The sequence below is a fragment of the Variovorax paradoxus genome, from assembly GCF_009755665.1.
GTDB classification, from domain to species: Bacteria; Pseudomonadota; Gammaproteobacteria; order Burkholderiales; family Burkholderiaceae_C; genus Variovorax; species Variovorax paradoxus_G.
This window is the reverse complement of sequence record NZ_CP046622.1, coordinates 1,231,949-1,248,123: the sequence shown is the minus strand read 5'-3', so window position 1 is coordinate 1,248,123 and position 16,175 is coordinate 1,231,949. Positions and strand designations below refer to the sequence as shown.

The following is a 16,175-nucleotide window of genomic DNA, read 5'->3' as shown; positions in this document are numbered from 1 at the left end:
GAAGGGCGTGGCGTCAGCGCAGGCCGGCAATGTAGTCTGCAACGGCCTTGATTTCGCGGTCGTTCAGCTTTGCGGCCACAGCGGTCATGGGGGCGCTGTTCTGGCGCACGTTGTCCCGGAAGGCAACAAGCTGTGCCACTGTGTAGTCGGCGTGCTGGCCGCCCAGGCGGGGGTACTGGGCGGGCATGCCGGCGCCGTTGGGGCTGTGGCAGCCGGCGCAGGCCGGGATCTGGCGGTCGGCAATGCCGCCGCGGTAGATCTTTTCGCCCAGCGCCACGGTGTCCTTCTCCTTGGAGAAGCCGGTCTTGATCTTCTTGGAGCCCACGAACCACGCGATGTTGCGCATGTCTTCGTCGGACAGCTTGGCAGCCATGGGTTGCATGATGGGGCTCTTGCGCTTGCCGGACTTGAAGTCCTGCAGCTGCTTGAGGATGTACTCTGGGTGCTGCTGCGCCAGCTTGGGGTTTGCCGCAACGGCCGAGTTGCCGTCCGCGTTATGGCAGGAGGCACAGGCCTGGGCGGCGGAATTGAACACCGCGTCCCCCTTGGCGGGATCAGGCTTGGCCGGCTTGGCCGCGGCGGGTGCAGCCGGTGCGGCTGCATGTTCGTCAGCCGCAAGGCTCGCGCTGGCTGCGACGCCCATGAGGGCTGCAAGCAGAAAATTGGCAAACAACTTCATATCGGGGGCTCGATTTATTGGCGCAAAACCCCGCGATTCTACAATGGCGGCCCGTTCCGAAAGCTCATAGATGACTACCCCGTCGCGCAAGCACGCTGCTCCCCCTTCCCGCGCGACCCCTGCCGTGGACCCCATCGTCGCCGAGCGCGAGCGCACGGCGCTCGGCTGGCTGCACACCGCCCACTTCCTGACCAGTGCCCCGCAGCTCGAGCATCTGCCTCCGCTCGACCTGCCCGAAATCGCCTTCGTCGGCCGCTCCAATGCGGGCAAGTCGACCGCAATCAACACGCTCACCCAGCAGACGCGCCTGGCCTTCGCCTCCAAGACGCCCGGCCGCACGCAGCACATCAACCTGTTCGGCGTGGGCAAGCAAAAGGCCGACGACGCCGTGCTGGCCGACCTGCCCGGCTACGGCTATGCCGCAGTGCCCCGGGAAGCCAAGCTGCGCTGGCAGCGCGTCATGGGCAACTATTTGATGACACGCGAAAACCTGCGCGGCGTGGTGCTGATGTGCGACCCGCGCCACGGCCTCACGGAGCTGGACGAGATCCTGCTCGACGTGATCCGCCCGCGCGTGGAGCAAGGCCTCAAGTTCCTCGTGCTCCTCACCAAGTCCGACAAGCTCACCCGCAGCGAAGGCGCCAAGGTGCTGTCCATTACGCGACTGCAGGCCGGCGGCGGCGAAGTCAAACTGTTTTCCGCCCTCAAGAAGCAGGGGGTGGGAGAAGCCGCCGAGCTGCTGTGGCGCTGGGCCCATCCCCCCGGGGAAGCAGCGGCACAAGCCGAACAGCCCGCGGTGCCGGAAGACACCTAGGGAAACCCGGCTCACTGCCGTCCCGTCTGCATGATCCACTATGAAAACAATAGCAACGAAAGTTGAAGGAGACAAAGCATGATCGAGACGTTCCAGCGCAGCCTGCCCAACGGAACCACGCTGAGCTGCCGCGCAACCGGCAGGCCCGGGCGCCCGCTGATGGTGTTCCTGCACGGCTTCCCGGAGGCCGCATTCATCTGGGACGAGCTGCTCGAGTACTTCGCCCAGCCTGAACACGGCGGCTACCGCTGCCTCGCGCCCAATCTGCGCGGTTTCGAGAAGTCGAGCGCACCCACCGAAGTGGCTGCGTACAAGGCGCATCTGCTGATCCAGGACATCCAGCAACTGGCGGCCACCGAAAGCGCCGACGGCACGATGGCCGCGCTGGTCGCGCACGATTGGGGCGGCGCTTTCGGCTGGGGCTATGCCAATGCTTTTCCGGAGCAGGTCGGCCGGCTGGTCATCATCAACTCGCCGCACCCCGGCACCTTCACGCGCGAGTTGCGCAACAACCCGGCGCAGCAGCAGGCCAGCGCCTACATGAATTTTCTGGCAAGGCCCGATGCCGAAGCGCTGCTCTCGGCGGACGACTTCAGGCGCATGTGGCCCTTCTTCACTCTGATGAAGGCTGGCCCCGACGGATTCGGCTGGTTGACTGAAGAGGTGAAGCAGCAATACCGCGAGGTGTGGAATGCCGGCCTCACCGGCGCCTGCAATCTCTATCGCGTCACGCCGATGAAGCCGCCGCTACCCGGCCAGAGCATTGAGGGCATTCCGGTGCTGCCGCGCGAGCGGCTCACGGTGAACGTGCCGACCTTCGTTTTCTGGGCACTCGACGACGCGGCGCTGTTGCCGGGCCTGCTCGATGGGCTGGAGGAATACGTGCCCAAGCTCGAGGTCAAGAAGGTGCCCAACGCCACCCACTGGATCGTGCACGAGCAGCCGCAGCTCGTGGCGCGCGAGATCGAAGCCTTCCTGAAGAGGAACTGAAGAAGCCGCTTCGCTTCTTCTTCAATAGATCGACGGCGCGCCCTCGGGCCGCGTCTTGAAACGGCGATGCACCCAGTAATACTGGGACGGCATCTTGTCGATGTAGCCCTGCAGCCGCTCGTTCATGAGGGCCGTGTCGGCCTCGACGTCGTCCGTCGGGAAGTTCTGCCACGCCGGCAGCACCTCGATTTCGTAGCCGCTTGGCGTGAGCTTGGAGACGATCGGCACCACCTTGGCCTTGCCCAGCCGCGCAAACCGCGAGAGCGAGGGCACGGTGGCCGCCTGCACGCCGTAGAACGGCACGAAGATGGTCTGGTCGCGGCCGAAATCCATGTCGGGCAGCAGGTACAGCAAGCCGCCCTTGCGCAAGCCGCCGAGCACCGGCTTGATGCCGTCGACCCGGTTGAGCGCCGCCACGTTGCCGAAGCGCGTGCGGCCTTCGCGAATCCATTCATCGACCATCGGATCGCGCTGGGTCGTGTAGATGGTGGCGGAGGGCCGCGGCGTGTGCATGGTCAAAGCCGTGGCCGCGGCATCGAGCCCGTAGAAATGCGGCGCGAACAGGATCATCGGCTCGTCGCCGTTGGCGATTTCGTCGATCTCCTGCGGGGCGCCCACCACCTTGAGGCGGCTGGCCACCACCTTTTCGGGGGCATGCCAAAGCCAGCTGCGGTCGAGCCACGACTGCGCCACATACACAAAAGTCTCGCGCGCGATGCGGCGGCGTTCGGCTTCGGATTTGCCGGGAAAGCACACCGCCAGGTTGGTGTCGACCACGCGGCGGCGTGGCACCGCAACGGTGTGGAGCACGCGGCCCAGCAGCGCGCCGAAGCCACGTACCAGCGGCAGGGGCAGCGGCGCAATCGCGCGCATGAAACCGATACCGAGTCGGGAGCCGAGACTCATTGCGCCTGCTCCCCGTTGGCGGCTGCCGCCACGACGGTGTCGCCGCGCGGCTCCTTGTAGCGTGCGTAGTCCCACACGTATTGGCCGGGCAGGCTGTGGATGAGGCGGCCGATGGCGTCGTTCATTGCAGCTGCGGCGTCTTCGATGGACGCCTTGGGATCGGTGAGCGCAGTGCCAACGATGGGTTCGAAGCGAATCACGTAGCCCGCGCCGCGCGGCAGCCTTTCGCACACGCTCAGGAAACAGGCGGCGCCGGTCTGCTGCGCGAGGCGCGGCAGCAGCGTCATGGTGTAGGCGGGCCGGCCAAGAAAAGGCGCCCAGACGCCCTGCCCCAACGGCGGCACCTGGTCCGGCAGGATGCCGGTGTAGCCGCCGCTGCGCAGCGTGCGGATGAGGCCTCGCACGCCGGTGTTGTTGGTCGGCAGCGTTTGCAGGCCGGGCCGGTCGCGCGAGCCCGCGGCAATCAGCTCGGCCATCCATTTCTTGCGCGCGGGGCGAAACAGCGCCGTGATCGGGCCGAAGGCCTGGAGAAAGCGCTCGCCGATGGCCTGGCCGCACATCTCCCAGCTGCCCAGGTGCGGCGCCACCAGGATCACGCCCTTCTTTGCCTGCATGGCGGCCTCGAAGGCCTCGACGCCTTCCCAGCGCACCACGCGCCGCAGCACGCTTTCGCCCTGCGGGCGCAGCCAGAGCCAGGGCAGCTCGGCGGCCATTTGGCCGGCGGCGGCGACGGCGGGGCGGTACTGGTCGGGCGTGAAGCCCGCGTTTTCGGCATTGGCCTTGAATCGGCGGCGGTAATCGGGGGCACACCACCAGACCATCCAGCCAAGCAATGCGCCGAGCCGATGCATCAAGGGCATCGGTATGCGGGCAAGCAGGCGGAACAGGGTGACCATGGGCTGACAACAGGGAGTGAATACCAGGACGCGCGCGCACGATTTGGCGCGGCTCGAATAGAATGCAAATTGTCGCCGAGTTACGGAACAACTTGCAGGGCGACAAACACAAGCGCAAGAGCGATTGTGCCCCGCCGATTCGTCGGCATCTGCTAAAGCGTTCGCCAGGGCTCCGCAGAGTTGGCAACGCGCCAAATCACTTCAAGGAGCTTTGAACAAAATGGCGAACGACTTCCTCTTCACTTCCGAATCCGTTTCCGAAGGCCATCCCGACAAGGTCGCCGACCAGATCTCGGACGCTATCCTGGATGCAATCTTCGAGCAGGACCCCCGCAGCCGTGTGGCCGCCGAAACGCTGACCAACACCGGCCTGGTGGTGCTCGCGGGCGAAATCACGACCAACGCGCACGTCGACTACATCCAGGTGGCGCGCGACACCATCAAGCGCATCGGCTACGACAACACCGACTACGGCATCGACTACAAGGGCTGCGCTGTGATGGTCTGCTACGACAAGCAGTCCAACGACATCGCGCAGGGCGTGGACCACGCCAGCGACGACCACCTGAACACCGGCGCCGGCGACCAGGGCCTGATGTTCGGCTACGCCTGCGACGAAACGCCCGAGCTGATGCCCGCGCCCATCTACTACGCGCACCGCCTGGTCGAGCGCCAGGCCCAGTTGCGCAAGGACGGCCGGCTGCCCTTCCTGCGCCCCGACGCCAAGAGCCAGGTGACGATGCGCTACGTGGACGGCAAGCCGCACAGCATCGACACCGTGGTGCTCTCCACCCAGCACAGCCCCGACCAGAGCGAAACGCCCACCAAGATGAAGGCCTCGTTCAACGAAGCCATCATCGAAGAGATCATCAAGCCGGTGCTGCCGAAGGAATGGCTGCAGAACACGCGCTACCTGATCAACCCGACCGGGCGCTTCGTCATCGGCGGCCCGCAGGGCGATTGCGGCCTCACTGGCCGCAAGATCATCGTCGACACCTACGGCGGCGCCTGCCCGCACGGCGGCGGCGCGTTCTCGGGCAAGGACCCGTCCAAGGTCGACCGCTCGGCCGCCTACGCGGCGCGCTACGTGGCCAAGAACATCGTGGCGGCCGGCCTGGCGCGCCAGTGCCAGATCCAGGTGGCCTACGCCATCGGCGTGGCACAGCCGATGAACATCACGGTCTATACCGAAGGTACCGGCGTGATCCCCGACGACAAGATCGCCGAACTCGTGCGGGAGTTCTTCGACCTGCGTCCGAAGGGCATCATCCAGATGCTCGACCTGCTGCGCCCGATCTACCAGAAGACCGCGGCATACGGCCACTTCGGGCGCGAAGAGCCCGAGTTCACCTGGGAAGCCACCACCCAGGCCGCTGCGCTGCGCGCTGCCGCCGGCCTCAAGTAAAGACCACAGGGCGGCGGGTCAGAAGCGGTAAGCGCCGCTCAGGCCCACCGTCCAGTTGCGGCCTGGCGCAGGCTCGTAATAGCGGGCATTGCCCTCGTTGACGATGACCGATCCCACGTAGCGGCGGTCGAACAGGTTGTCGATCCGCGCAAAGGCGTTGAACTCCCAACGCTCCCATTTCTTCAGATAGCCGGCATACAGCGCCGCGACCGCATAGCCCGGCGCGCTGGCGGTGTTGACGTCGTTCGCCTGCATGCGTCCGAGCGCGCGCACTTCGGCGCCTGCCCGCCAGCCTTCGGGCGGAACCCAGCCGAGCGATGCAAAGAGCGATTGCCGCGCAATGCCTGGAATGCGATTGCCCGCCGCCACGGTGTTGGATGCCCCACAGGGCGACGGCGAGCAGAAGGCATCACGGTAGCGCGCATCGAGCCAGGTGTAGGCAAGCTGGGTGCGCCAGTGGTTGGCCGTTTCATGCTGCCAGGCCAGTTCGAAGCCGTTGCGCCGCGTGCGGCCAGCGTTCTGAAAGGTGGCGCGGCCGCCGCTGTTGGTGTCGGTCACGATCTCGTCGCGCGTGCGGGTCTGGAACAGCGCGGCCGTCAGCAGGCCTCCGCCCAGCCTTGCCTTCGCGCCCACTTCGACGCTGTCATTGACCGAGGGCCGCAACGCGAAGTTGAGACGCTGGCGCCGCCCGCCCGGTACGAGAGTTCGTTGAGCGTGGGCGTCTCGAAGCCGCGGCCGATCGAACCGTAGAGCGCCAGATCCGGCGTTGCCTGGTAGCGCAGCGAAGCCACCGGCAAGGTCTTGCTGTAGCGCGCGCTGCCGCTGTCGTCGCGGTTGGCACCCACGATGTAGCGGTCTTGCGAATCGAAGTGCACGCTGCTTCGGCGCACGCCGGCCTCCAAGGTCCACTGCTCCGCCAGGCGCCAGGTGGCTTGCGCATAGGGGTCGAGGTTCCAGACCTCGTTGCGCTCGCTGCGCCGCAAACGGCCTTGCACGCCCAGCACGGGCGAGGCCACGCGGCCGAGGTAGTTCTCGTAGCCGCGGCGCTGCTCGCGCAGGCTGTCGTAGCCAAGGCCCACGGCAAGGTCGAGCGGCCGGTCGGCCATCTGCAGTGCGGCAGTCCAGCGCAGGTCGACCCCGCCATACTGGCGCGACAGATCGATCACGCCGCCTGCATGCAGCGGATTCTGCTGCGCCGATGGCGGAATCGACTGGTATTGCACCGTCTTGCGCTCCCCGCCATACACCATGAGGCGCAGCGACTGCGAAGCACCCACGCGCCGCTCGTAGAGCAGTCCGGCCTGCGTCTGCTCGACCGTCTTTCGGGTGTCGAACTGCGTGGCCAGCGCCGCACTGCGCGGCGCCAGCGCGTACTGGTCGGCCGTGAGTCCCAACGGGTCTTGCGCGCTGATGCGCACGCTGTTGAGCACCAGCGTGAGCTTGTCGCCGTTGTCCAGGGCAATGCCGAGCTTGCCGTTGGCGATGTCGCGCCGCGCCGCGCTGTGCTCGCGCCAGCCGTCGGTCTGGAACCGGCTGGCGTTCAGCAGGTAGTCGATTGCGCCTTGCGACCCACTGGCCTGCAACGACTGCCGCCACGTGCCGAAGCTCCCGCCGGCCGCCGAGTACGAAAGCCGCGGCGCGCCCTCGCCCGACGCGGTGAAGGCTTGCAGCACGCCGCCCGAAGAGTTGCCGTAGAGCGCCGAGAACGGACCCCGCAATATCTCGACGCGATCGAGCGAGCCGATGTCGATGTTGGAAGTCTGGCCCTGCCCATCGGGCAGAGTTGCGGGAATGCCGTCGACATACAACCGCACGCCCCGCACGCCGAAGGTGGAACGCGCGCCGAAGCCGCGGATCGACAGCTGCAGGTCTTGCGCATAGTTCATGCGGTTTTGCACCTGCAGGCCCGGAACGCCGCCCAGGCTTTCGGACAAGTTGACCTGCAGCCGGTTGTCGCGCATCTCGGCGCCATCGACGCGATCGACCGAGCCCGGCACGTTGAAGGGAGCGACCTCGCCGCGCGGTGTGGACACCGTCACTTCGGGCAAACGGCCACGGTCGGCTTCGGGCGGCGGTGCCTGCTGTGCCTGCACAGCGAGCGGAATTCCCAGCAGCAGCAGGCGGACAGCAGTGGTGACGGGTGCAGGCTTCATTGCACCGATTCTGCTTCGGCGCGCGGCGCTGCCCGTACTAGCAACAACCCGGGCGGGCTGAAGAAATCAGGTTCTGCGCCAGCCGTACCAGGCGCACACGGCAACGGGAATGCCGAGCGCGAACCACGCCAGCACGTCTCCAACACCGCCGTCGCTGAACAGCGCCGAGATCAGCCCGAAGGTGGTCAGCACGCCGAGCACGATCGGCCAACCCCACATGCGCCGGAAGGGGTGCCGGTGCTTCATGCCTGCACCTTCATGGCCGGTGCCGGGTCAGGCTGCTGACCGCCATGCTGCGGCGCTCGCCCTGCACTGCCCGCTGCTGTTGGCGCGGCCGGTGCCGGCACGGTGTTGCCGCGCTTGAGCCAGAGGTACAGCCCGCTGCCCAGTACGATGATGGTGGCAATGTCGAGCAGCGCCCAGATGATCTGCATCGGCATGCCCCCGTAGTCGCCGAAGTGCAGCGGCTGCGACACGAGCAGCGCCGTCAGGTACCACGGCATCTCGGGCGCGGCTGTCACCTGCGTGGTCTTCGCATCGACCAGTACCGGCTTCAGCAGCTTCGAGGTGAAGGGCTCGTTGCCGCGCAGGAAGAAGGTGGTGTGGTGCGGGCTCGAGAACGAAGTGCCCGGGAACGCGATGAAGGACAGCTTCATGTCGGGCGCCTGCTTCAGCGCGACTTCCATGGACCGCTGCACCGATCCACGCTCGGCTGCGGGTACCGTCGGCTCGTTCTTGTAAGGCGCAAGGAGCGTGCTGAGCTGGTCGTACTGCCAGTACTTGATGATCAGGTCGGCCCAGGTGTTGATCATGCCGGTGGAGCCCACCACGAACAGCCAGACGAGCGTGACGATGCCCAGCAGGTTGTGCAGGTCGAGCCACTTGAGGCGTGGCCGCTTCTCGCGCCGCACCGTGCCGAAGTCGAGCTTGCGCATGAACGGCGCATAGAGCACCACCCCGGAAACGATGGCCACAAGCAGCAGCAAGCCCATGAACCCCAGGAACAGCTTGCCCGCCAGCCCTGCGAACAGATCGACGTGCAGCTTGAACATGACGTACATGAAGCCCTCGTCGAACTTGGGCTGTGCCAGCACGACGCCGGAGCGCGCATCGATCGCGACCGACTTGAAGTCTTCGGTGGGTTCCGGCGTGGGCGTGAGCGTGACGAGCCAGAGGCCATCGTCGTCCTCGGGCTGCGAGACGAACTGCACCACGCGGTCGGGGTGCTTGGCACGCGCCGTCTCGAGCACGCGGTCCAGGCTCACGCGCGGCGTGTCCGCGGGCATCTTGGGCGCTTCGACCTCGGTGCCCAGCAGGTGGCCGATCTCGTGATGAAAGATCAGCGGCAAGCCCGTGATGCACAGCAGCAGCATGAACACGGTGCACACAAGGCTGCTCCACTTGTGCACCCAGGCCCAGGTCTTGATCTTTCGGCTGTTCATCATGTCGTCACTGCTCCCATCGAAAGAGAATTATCAAAAGCGGTAGGTTGCGCTTGCCACCACGCTGCGGCGCGAGCCGTACCAGCAGTCACCACGCGAAAGGCAGGTGCTGAAGTAGACCTTGTCCGTCAGGTTGTTGATGTTGAGCGCATAGCGCCAGTTGGCATTTTCGTAAGCAAAGACCGCATCGAGCAACGTCACGCCCGGCACCCGCGGGCCCACGCCGGACTGCAGGTCGCGGAACGAGCTCATCATGCGCACACCCGCGCCAGCCGAGAACCCGCTGAGCCCGCCGATCGAGAAGCGGTACTTGGCCCAAACGCTCGCCTGGTGCTTGGGCAGGCCCTCGATCAGTTCGTCCGCGTCGGTGTAGTTGTAGTGCGCGATCAGGTCGAGGTTGGAGCCGATCGACCCCTTGGCTTCGAGTTCGAGGCCCTGGGTCTTGGTCTTGCCGACCTGCGTGTACACGTTGGGAGATGGCGAAGTGATCTGGTTCTTCTCGCGCAGGTCGTACACCGCCGCGCTGAACGCAAGTGCGCGGTCCTTCGGCTCGTACTTCACGCCGGCTTCCCACTGCTCACCGCGCAGAGGCGAGAAGATCTGCCCGTTCCGCGGCGACTGCGGCGTGAACGATTCGCTGTAGCTCAGGTACGGAGACCAGCCCGAAGGCATGGCGTACATCACGCCGAAGCGCTTGGTGGTTGCGCTGCTCTTCTCGGCGTCGCTGCCCTCGGCGCTCGAAACGGCCTTGTCGTGGCGCAGGCCCGCCACGAAGATCCAGTTGTCGAGCTTGATTTGGTCCTGCAGATAGAAGCCGTTCTGGCGCTGGCGGGTGCGCGGCCGCGCATCGCGTACAGGTATGTCCACGTGGCCATACACAGGCGCATAGGCATCGATGGTGTCGTACGTGGTGCCGCCCCAGACGTTTTCGCGCTGGCGCGCGAAGTCCGCGCCCACGAGCAGCGTGTGCTTGAGCGCGCCGGTCTGGAAGTGCCCTTCCACGTGGTTGTCGAGCGTCTGCGTGCGGTTGCGCGTCAGGTAGCTGTCGTAGTAGCGGCCCAGCACACGCCTGAAGATCGGGTCCGTCGCATCCCAGCTTTCGGCTCCGCTGAAGGCTGCGCCGTAGTGGTAGCGGTTGTCGTTTTCGTTTTGCGCATAGCGGAAGTTCTGCCGCAGGGTCCAGTTCTCGTTGAACTTGTGTTCGAACTGCCAGCCGAAGGTCTTGCGCTCGCTGTCGTAGTAGTCGAAGCCCGGCTCGCCGATGAAGCGGCTGGTGGGAATGCGCCCATTCGGGTTCGGCAGCAACGTGCCCGCCCAAGGGAGGAACTGAGAGCTGCTGCCGCTCTTGTCCTTTTGATACAGGCCCTGCAGCGTGAGCGAGGTTGCCGCGCTGGGCCGCCATGTCAACGACGGTGCAATGACGCTGCGGTCGTCGGGCACGTAGTCGACCTGCGTGTCCGACTTGCGCTGCAACGCGATCAATCGGTAAGACAGCGAGCCGTCCGCATTCAGCGGACCGGTCAGGTCGGCCTGGATCTGCTTGCGGCCGAAGCTGCCGAACTGCACGCCCACTTCGCGCTGCGCCTCTTGCAGCGGCCGCTTGCTCACCATGTTGACCACGCCCGCGGCGGTGCCAGCGCCGAACAGCATGCCCGACGGGCCGCGCAGCACTTCGAGCCGCTCCAGCGTGTAGGGCTCGGTGCGCGTGGTGCTGGTGTAGTAGCCGTAGGACTGGCGCAGGCCGTCGAGGTAAATGTCGGGAGTGGCGCCCCGGATGCGCACCGAGTCGGTCCGCGAGTCGAGGCCATAGGCGTCGGAGCGCACGCCGGCTGCGTAGTTGAGCGCGTCCTGGAGATTGCCCGCGCCCTGGTCCACCATCTGGTCGCGCGTGACCACGGTCACGGACTGGGGTGTTTCGGAAAGGGGCGTGTCGGTCTTGGTGGCGGTCGCGGCGTTTCTCGCGCGATAGCCGATCACCGGCGAAGTCGCGGTTTCGGCATCTGCACTTGCATCCACCCTGATTTCCGGCAACGCACCGGGCGCCGGGGCCTGGGCCAAAACCTGCTGATGCACATAAATTGCCATGCATCCTGCCAGTACCGATGCGACTTTGCGCCCCGCCATCAACCTCGCCATTCCTGCTCCACTCCGAAACATTATTAAGAACGATTCGCATTCTAATAGTTATAAAGACTCATTTGTTTCAATTTCCCGGGAGCAGCGAGGGGCGTTACGTCATCGACGGCCGGCGTGGCGGCAACCAAAGCGGCTACGATCCCGCCCGCACGTCCCGTGCGATGGCCGGTCTCATGCTCAAGCTCATTGCACTCTCGTTTTCCGCCCTGCGCGGTCCGGCTCTGTGGCTGATCGGCTCCGGACTCGCGCTCGTTCTGGCGGGCTGTGCCGGTCTTCCCCCTCGCGCACCCGAGCCGTCGACGCTGTCGATCGCGGCCTCCCCCGCCACCACGCTCGGCCGGGCTGCTGCAGATCTGAGCGCGGCGCAGCAGGACGGGCTCTCCAGCATCCGCCCGCTGGTCGAGGCCTCTTTTGCACTTGACGCCCGGTTCGAGCTGATGCGGCAGGCGCAGGCCTCGCTGGACGTGCAGACCTACCAGCTCGGCAACGACAAGACCGGCCGGCTGCTGTTGCGCGAACTGCGCGATGCCGCGCGGCGCGGCGTGCGGGTGCGCCTGCTGCTCGACGACTTCTATACGGCCGGCATGGACCGCCTGCTGCTCGGCCTTGCCGCGGAGCCCAACGCCGAGGTCCGCCTGTTCAACCCCTTCGTGAATGCCCGCGACCACTCGGGCACGCGGTGGATCGAATTCTTCGCCGACTTTCGCCGGCTCAACCACCGCATGCACAACAAGCTCTTCGTGGCGGACGGCGCCATGGCGATTGCCGGCGGGCGCAACTTGGCCGACGAGTATTTTCTGCGCAGCGAGGGCGCCAACTTCATCGATTTCGAATTGATCATGGCCGGGCCTGTGGTTCCGGAGGCGGCTCGCATCTTCGACACCTACTGGAACAGCGACGTGGTCTACCCGCTCCACCGGATCGCCGGCGCCACCGACAGCCCGGAGATATTGAAGGCGGCGTTCGAAGCCGGCACCTCGCCCATCTATGCGCCGCCGCTCTCTCCCCTCGCCGGCACCGACCTGCTGGGCGACGCGCCGCTCGGCGCGCAGCTTGCCGACATCGGCCGGGTGAAGTGGATGCGCGCCGAGGCCCATGCCGCGGCGGACAGCCCCAACAAGGCACTGGGTACTCTTGCGTCGCCGGCCGAATCGCTCGCGGCGCGGTTCCATGAAATGACCGCGAGCGCACGCTCGGACGTGGTGGTGATCTCGCCCTATTTCATTCCGGGCGAGGACGGCATGGCGCGCATCCGGGAAGGCCGCGCGCGCGGCGTGCGCATGAGCGTCATCACCAATTCGCTGGCCGACAGCGACGAACCGCTGGTGAACATCAACTACAACCGCTACCGGGTCGACATGCTGAAGCTGGGCGTGAACCTGTACGAGGTCAGCACCCAGCAGCTCAAGCGCAACCGCCAGTTCCGCACGCTGCTCAAGAAAGCGCGCGGCCGCCTTCACGCCAAACTGGCCCTGGTCGACCGGGAATGGGTGCTGCTCGGCTCGATGAACCTCGACCCCCGCTCGGCGCGGCTGAACACCGAGTTCGGCGTTCGCGTGCGCAGCTTCGAGTTGAGCCAGGCGCTGCTGTACGCCTATCAGCTGGACGACATCGAAGGCGTCTACCGCGTAGTGCTCATGCCCGACGGCAAGAACGTGCAGTGGATCGGCACCGGAGACGTGGACAACGAGGTGCTCGACAGCGAGCCGGACTCCAGCCTGCTGACGCGGCTGCAGCTGCTGCTGTTCTCCTGGCTCGTGCCGACGGACCAGCTGTAGCTCGCCGCCGCAAAGGCCGCCAAGGGGCCAAGCGCGGCCATCGGCGGCATCTACAATGGAGAATGAGAGTTATTCTCAACAAACTCCACTTAAACGCACCACAAAGTTCTCAATGGGATTCCGCACCCGGTCGTCACGCATCGCCTTCGCCTTGCTCCCCCTCGCTTCTATATCCTCACTCTCGACAGCGCAAGGCACAGCCGCCGGACCGTCCAACCCCGCGAGCACATCGCTGCCCGAAGTGCATGTCGTGGCCGAACCGGAATCCGGCGGCTACAACCCCACGACCAGCAGCGGCGCCACGCGCACCAGCACGCCGCTGCGGGAGGTGCCGCAATCGGTACGCATCGTCTCCAGCCAGTTGATCGAAGACATGGGTGCAAGGCGCCTGGCCGACACGGTGGAGTTTGTGAGCGGGATCACGCGCCTCAATGACTTCGGCGGCACCTGGGACAACTTCGGTATTCGCGGGTTCAGCAGCACCGACATGGGGTTTCTGGTCAACGGGTTTCCCGGCTCGCGCGGCTACAACCCGCCGCGCGACACCGCCACTGTCGAGCGCTTCGAATTCCTCAAGGGCCCGGCCTCGGCCGTCTACGGCAGCAGCGAGCCCGGCGGCACCATCAACATCGTCACCAAGAAGCCGGAGTTCACGCGCCGCAACACGGCCGACTTCAGCATTGGCAGCCAGGGCCTGCGCCGCAGCACGCTGGACAGCACCGGCGCATTGAGCCGCAGCGTGGCCTACCGACTGAACATGGCGGTGGAAGAAGGCGACAGCCGCAGCGACCTGCTGAGCAACCGGCGCACCCTGGTGGCGCCGGCGCTGACGTGGGTGATCGACGACAAGACGGTTCTCAATTACGAGTCCGAATTCCTGCGTTCGAAGACGCCGCTGGACCGCGGGCTGATCAACGTGCGCGGCGTGCTGGGCACCCTGCCGCGCGACCGGGTGCTCAACGAGCCCGGCGACGGCAACATGACGCTCACCAGCAATACGCATCAACTCACGCTGGATCGCCAGTTGTCGGACAACTGGCGCGCGCGCATGGGTGCGAGCTACAAAGAAAGCACCTTTTCCGGCAACTACACCGAAGCGACATCGCTGGCCAATGACGACCGGACGCTGAACCGCCGCGCGACCTGGCGCCAGCTGCCGTCGCGCGACACCTCGTTCCAGGCGGAACTGGAAGGCAAGTTCGCGACCGGCACCTTGGGGCACACGCTCCTGATCGGCGTGGAAGCCTCCAGGCTATGGATGAACACCGAGATTCTTCGCTCCGGGAACTACCCGATCGATATCTATCAGCCGGTGTATGGAAGGCCCCAGCCGCCGCTTACGTCGCTCACCTCCAGTTCGGACGAGCGCCAGCGCGCGAGCGCCGTTTTCGTGCAGGACCAGATCAGCCTTTCGCCGCAGTGGAAGTTGCTGGTGGGCGCACGCTACGACCAGTACAGGCAGAGCATCGAGGACCGCGTCGCAAACCGCAACAGCGCCCAGAAGCACGAAGCCGTTTCGCCGCGCGCAGGCCTCACCTACCTGCCGAACGACTGGAGTTCCTGGTACGTCTCGGCCGGCAAGTCGTTTCGCGGCAACAGCGGCACCGACAAGAACGGCCAGGCCTTCGATCCGCAGCGCTCCACCGCGCTCGAGGCCGGCGTGAAGCTGCAGACGCGGGACCAGCGCTTGGGCGCGAACCTGGCCGTGTTCGACATCAAGAAGACGAACGTGCTGACGGCAAGCGACACGCCCGGCTTTTCCGTGGCTGCCGGCGAAGTCAAAAGCAGCGGCTTCGAAGCCGACGTCTATGGCCAGATCGACAAGAACTGGCGGGTGAGCGGAAATTTCGCCTATGTCGACGCCCGCATCTCCAAAGACGCCACGCTCGCGGCCGGCACACGCATCACGAACATTCCGAAGACGAGCGCCGGCCTGTTCGCCATTCGCGAAGATGCGCTGGCCGATGGCAGCCGCTATGGCGTGGGCGCCGGCATCAACTACGTCGGTAACCGCTCGGGCAACAACGCCGACACCTACGCCCTGCCGGGCTACACCACCGTCAAGCTGGTGAGCTACTGGCAAATCAACAAGACCGCGCGCGTGTCGATCGACGTGCACAACCTCTTCAACAAGAACTTCTACACCGCGTCGTGGGGCAATCTGTACGTGATTCCAGGCGCGAAACGCAGCGTCGTCGCCAGCCTGAAACTGGACCTCTGATGAACAAACTGCACCGAATCGCCGCCCTGGCCACCCTCGCGGCGGCGGCCGTACTTTGCGCGGCCGGCGCGCAGGCGCACGGCATCTGGTTTGCCCAGCGCTCGGGCGAACTCGCGCTGATCTACGGCGAAGGCGCCGACGATCTGGACACGGTCAAGCGGCAGCCGCTGATCACCGCCGTCACCGCCTACGACGCATCCGCAAAGCCCGTGGCAACGGCGCTGGAAGTGAGCGGGCGCCTGCTGGTGGTGGACACCAAGGAGAAACCCGCCATCGTCGCGGCCGTGCTCGACAACGGCACCTGGAGCAAGACGCCGGAAGGCAAATGGCTCAAGAAGGGCAAGGACGAAGTTCCGGGCGCGCTCACCAGCGGCCACAACCTCAAATACGCGGTGCATCTGCGCAGCCCGCTGCCCGGTGCTCTGCCGGCGCTGCCTGGGCACACGCTGCAGATCGTCCCGGTCGATGCCACGCTGCCGGAAAAGCTCGGCCAAGACCTGCGCCTGCGCGTGCTCTACAAGGGCAGGCCCGTCGCGGGCGCCCTGGTGCTGGGTGACTTCGTCAACGATCCCGACGCCAAGCCCATCGAAAGCGGCGCCGACGGCAACGTGGTCATCAAGGTGCGCAACCAGGGGCTGAACGTCATCACCGCCGTGCTAGCGACGCCGCCGGAAGATCCTGCGAAGACCGACAAGGTGGAGCACCTGGCATCGCTCTCGTTCGTGCTTGCGCACGCGCCGGAATAGGCCGGCGGA

Annotated in this window: 12 protein-coding genes and 1 pseudogene; 6 read left to right on the top strand and 7 right to left on the bottom strand. The window is 65.9% G+C overall.

The window, feature by feature from the left end; all coding sequences use genetic code 11:
• Positions 1 to 13: 13 nt before the first annotated feature.
• A complete protein-coding gene (locus GOQ09_RS05720) occupies positions 14 to 679 on the bottom strand; it encodes a c-type cytochrome (protein ID WP_157612449.1) in 666 nt (221 codons plus the stop codon).
• 70 nt (positions 680 to 749) lie between these two features.
• Between GOQ09_RS05720 and yihA the strand changes: the two genes are divergently transcribed.
• Positions 750 to 1,493 carry a ribosome biogenesis GTP-binding protein YihA/YsxC gene (gene yihA, locus GOQ09_RS05715; protein ID WP_157612447.1) on the top strand — a complete coding sequence of 248 codons (744 nt, stop codon included), beginning with the start codon at positions 750 to 752 and terminating at the stop codon, positions 1,491 to 1,493.
• Positions 1,494 to 1,571: 78 nt separating this feature from the next.
• A complete protein-coding gene (locus GOQ09_RS05710) occupies positions 1,572 to 2,483 on the top strand; it encodes an alpha/beta fold hydrolase (RefSeq protein WP_157612444.1) in 912 nt (303 codons plus the stop codon).
• Positions 2,484 to 2,504: 21 nt separating this feature from the next.
• Here GOQ09_RS05710 and GOQ09_RS05705 read toward each other — a convergent pair whose 3' ends face one another.
• Positions 2,505 to 3,389, bottom strand: a complete 885-nt coding sequence (locus tag GOQ09_RS05705) for a lipid A biosynthesis acyltransferase (protein WP_157612442.1) — start codon at positions 3,387 to 3,389, stop codon at positions 2,505 to 2,507.
• Positions 3,386 to 4,285: a lysophospholipid acyltransferase family protein gene (locus GOQ09_RS05700; protein WP_157612440.1), complete on the bottom strand. Its 900-nt coding sequence runs from the start codon at positions 4,283 to 4,285 to the stop codon at positions 3,386 to 3,388. The genes GOQ09_RS05705 and GOQ09_RS05700 overlap by 4 nt, the downstream gene beginning before the upstream one ends.
• A gap of 220 nt (positions 4,286 to 4,505) precedes the next feature.
• Here GOQ09_RS05700 and metK point away from each other — a divergent pair, with 220 nt between their 5' ends.
• Positions 4,506 to 5,690: a methionine adenosyltransferase gene (gene metK / locus GOQ09_RS05695; protein ID WP_126745502.1), complete on the top strand. Its 1,185-nt coding sequence runs from the start codon at positions 4,506 to 4,508 to the stop codon at positions 5,688 to 5,690.
• 18 nt (positions 5,691 to 5,708) lie between these two features.
• On the opposite strand, the pseudogene GOQ09_RS05690 reads toward metK, so the two are convergent.
• The 4 genes and pseudogenes from GOQ09_RS05690 to GOQ09_RS05675 all read right to left on the bottom strand — a co-directional run bounded on the left by GOQ09_RS05690 (position 5,709) and on the right by GOQ09_RS05675 (position 11,421).
• Positions 5,709 to 7,843: pseudogene (locus GOQ09_RS05690) on the bottom strand (TonB-dependent receptor domain-containing protein).
• A 66-nt stretch (positions 7,844 to 7,909) separates the two neighbouring features.
• On the bottom strand, positions 7,910 to 8,089 hold the full coding sequence (locus tag GOQ09_RS05685) for a hypothetical protein (RefSeq protein ID WP_157612438.1): 180 nt from the start codon (positions 8,087 to 8,089) through the stop codon (positions 7,910 to 7,912).
• On the bottom strand, positions 8,086 to 9,285 hold the full coding sequence (locus GOQ09_RS05680) for a PepSY-associated TM helix domain-containing protein (protein WP_157616603.1): 1,200 nt from the start codon (positions 9,283 to 9,285) through the stop codon (positions 8,086 to 8,088). Before GOQ09_RS05680 ends, GOQ09_RS05685 begins: the two co-directional genes overlap by 4 nt.
• A gap of 33 nt (positions 9,286 to 9,318) precedes the next feature.
• The gene (locus GOQ09_RS05675) at positions 9,319 to 11,421 is read right to left on the bottom strand and encodes a TonB-dependent siderophore receptor (RefSeq protein ID WP_157612436.1); all 2,103 of its coding nucleotides are present in this window, start codon (positions 11,419 to 11,421) and stop codon (positions 9,319 to 9,321) included.
• Positions 11,422 to 11,483: 62 nt separating this feature from the next.
• Between GOQ09_RS05675 and GOQ09_RS05670 the strand changes: the two genes are divergently transcribed.
• The 3 genes from GOQ09_RS05670 to GOQ09_RS05660 all read left to right on the top strand — a co-directional run bounded on the left by GOQ09_RS05670 (position 11,484) and on the right by GOQ09_RS05660 (position 16,166).
• On the top strand, positions 11,484 to 13,199 hold the full coding sequence (locus GOQ09_RS05670) for a phospholipase D family protein (protein ID WP_242631012.1): 1,716 nt from the start codon (positions 11,484 to 11,486) through the stop codon (positions 13,197 to 13,199).
• A 112-nt stretch (positions 13,200 to 13,311) separates the two neighbouring features.
• Positions 13,312 to 15,420 carry a TonB-dependent siderophore receptor gene (locus tag GOQ09_RS05665; RefSeq protein ID WP_157612434.1) on the top strand — a complete coding sequence of 703 codons (2,109 nt, stop codon included), beginning with the start codon at positions 13,312 to 13,314 and terminating at the stop codon, positions 15,418 to 15,420.
• Complete coding sequence (locus GOQ09_RS05660) at positions 15,420 to 16,166, top strand: DUF4198 domain-containing protein (protein ID WP_157612432.1); 747 nt, start codon at positions 15,420 to 15,422, stop codon at positions 16,164 to 16,166. The genes GOQ09_RS05665 and GOQ09_RS05660 overlap by 1 nt, the downstream gene beginning before the upstream one ends.
• Positions 16,167 to 16,175: the final 9 nt, after the last annotated feature.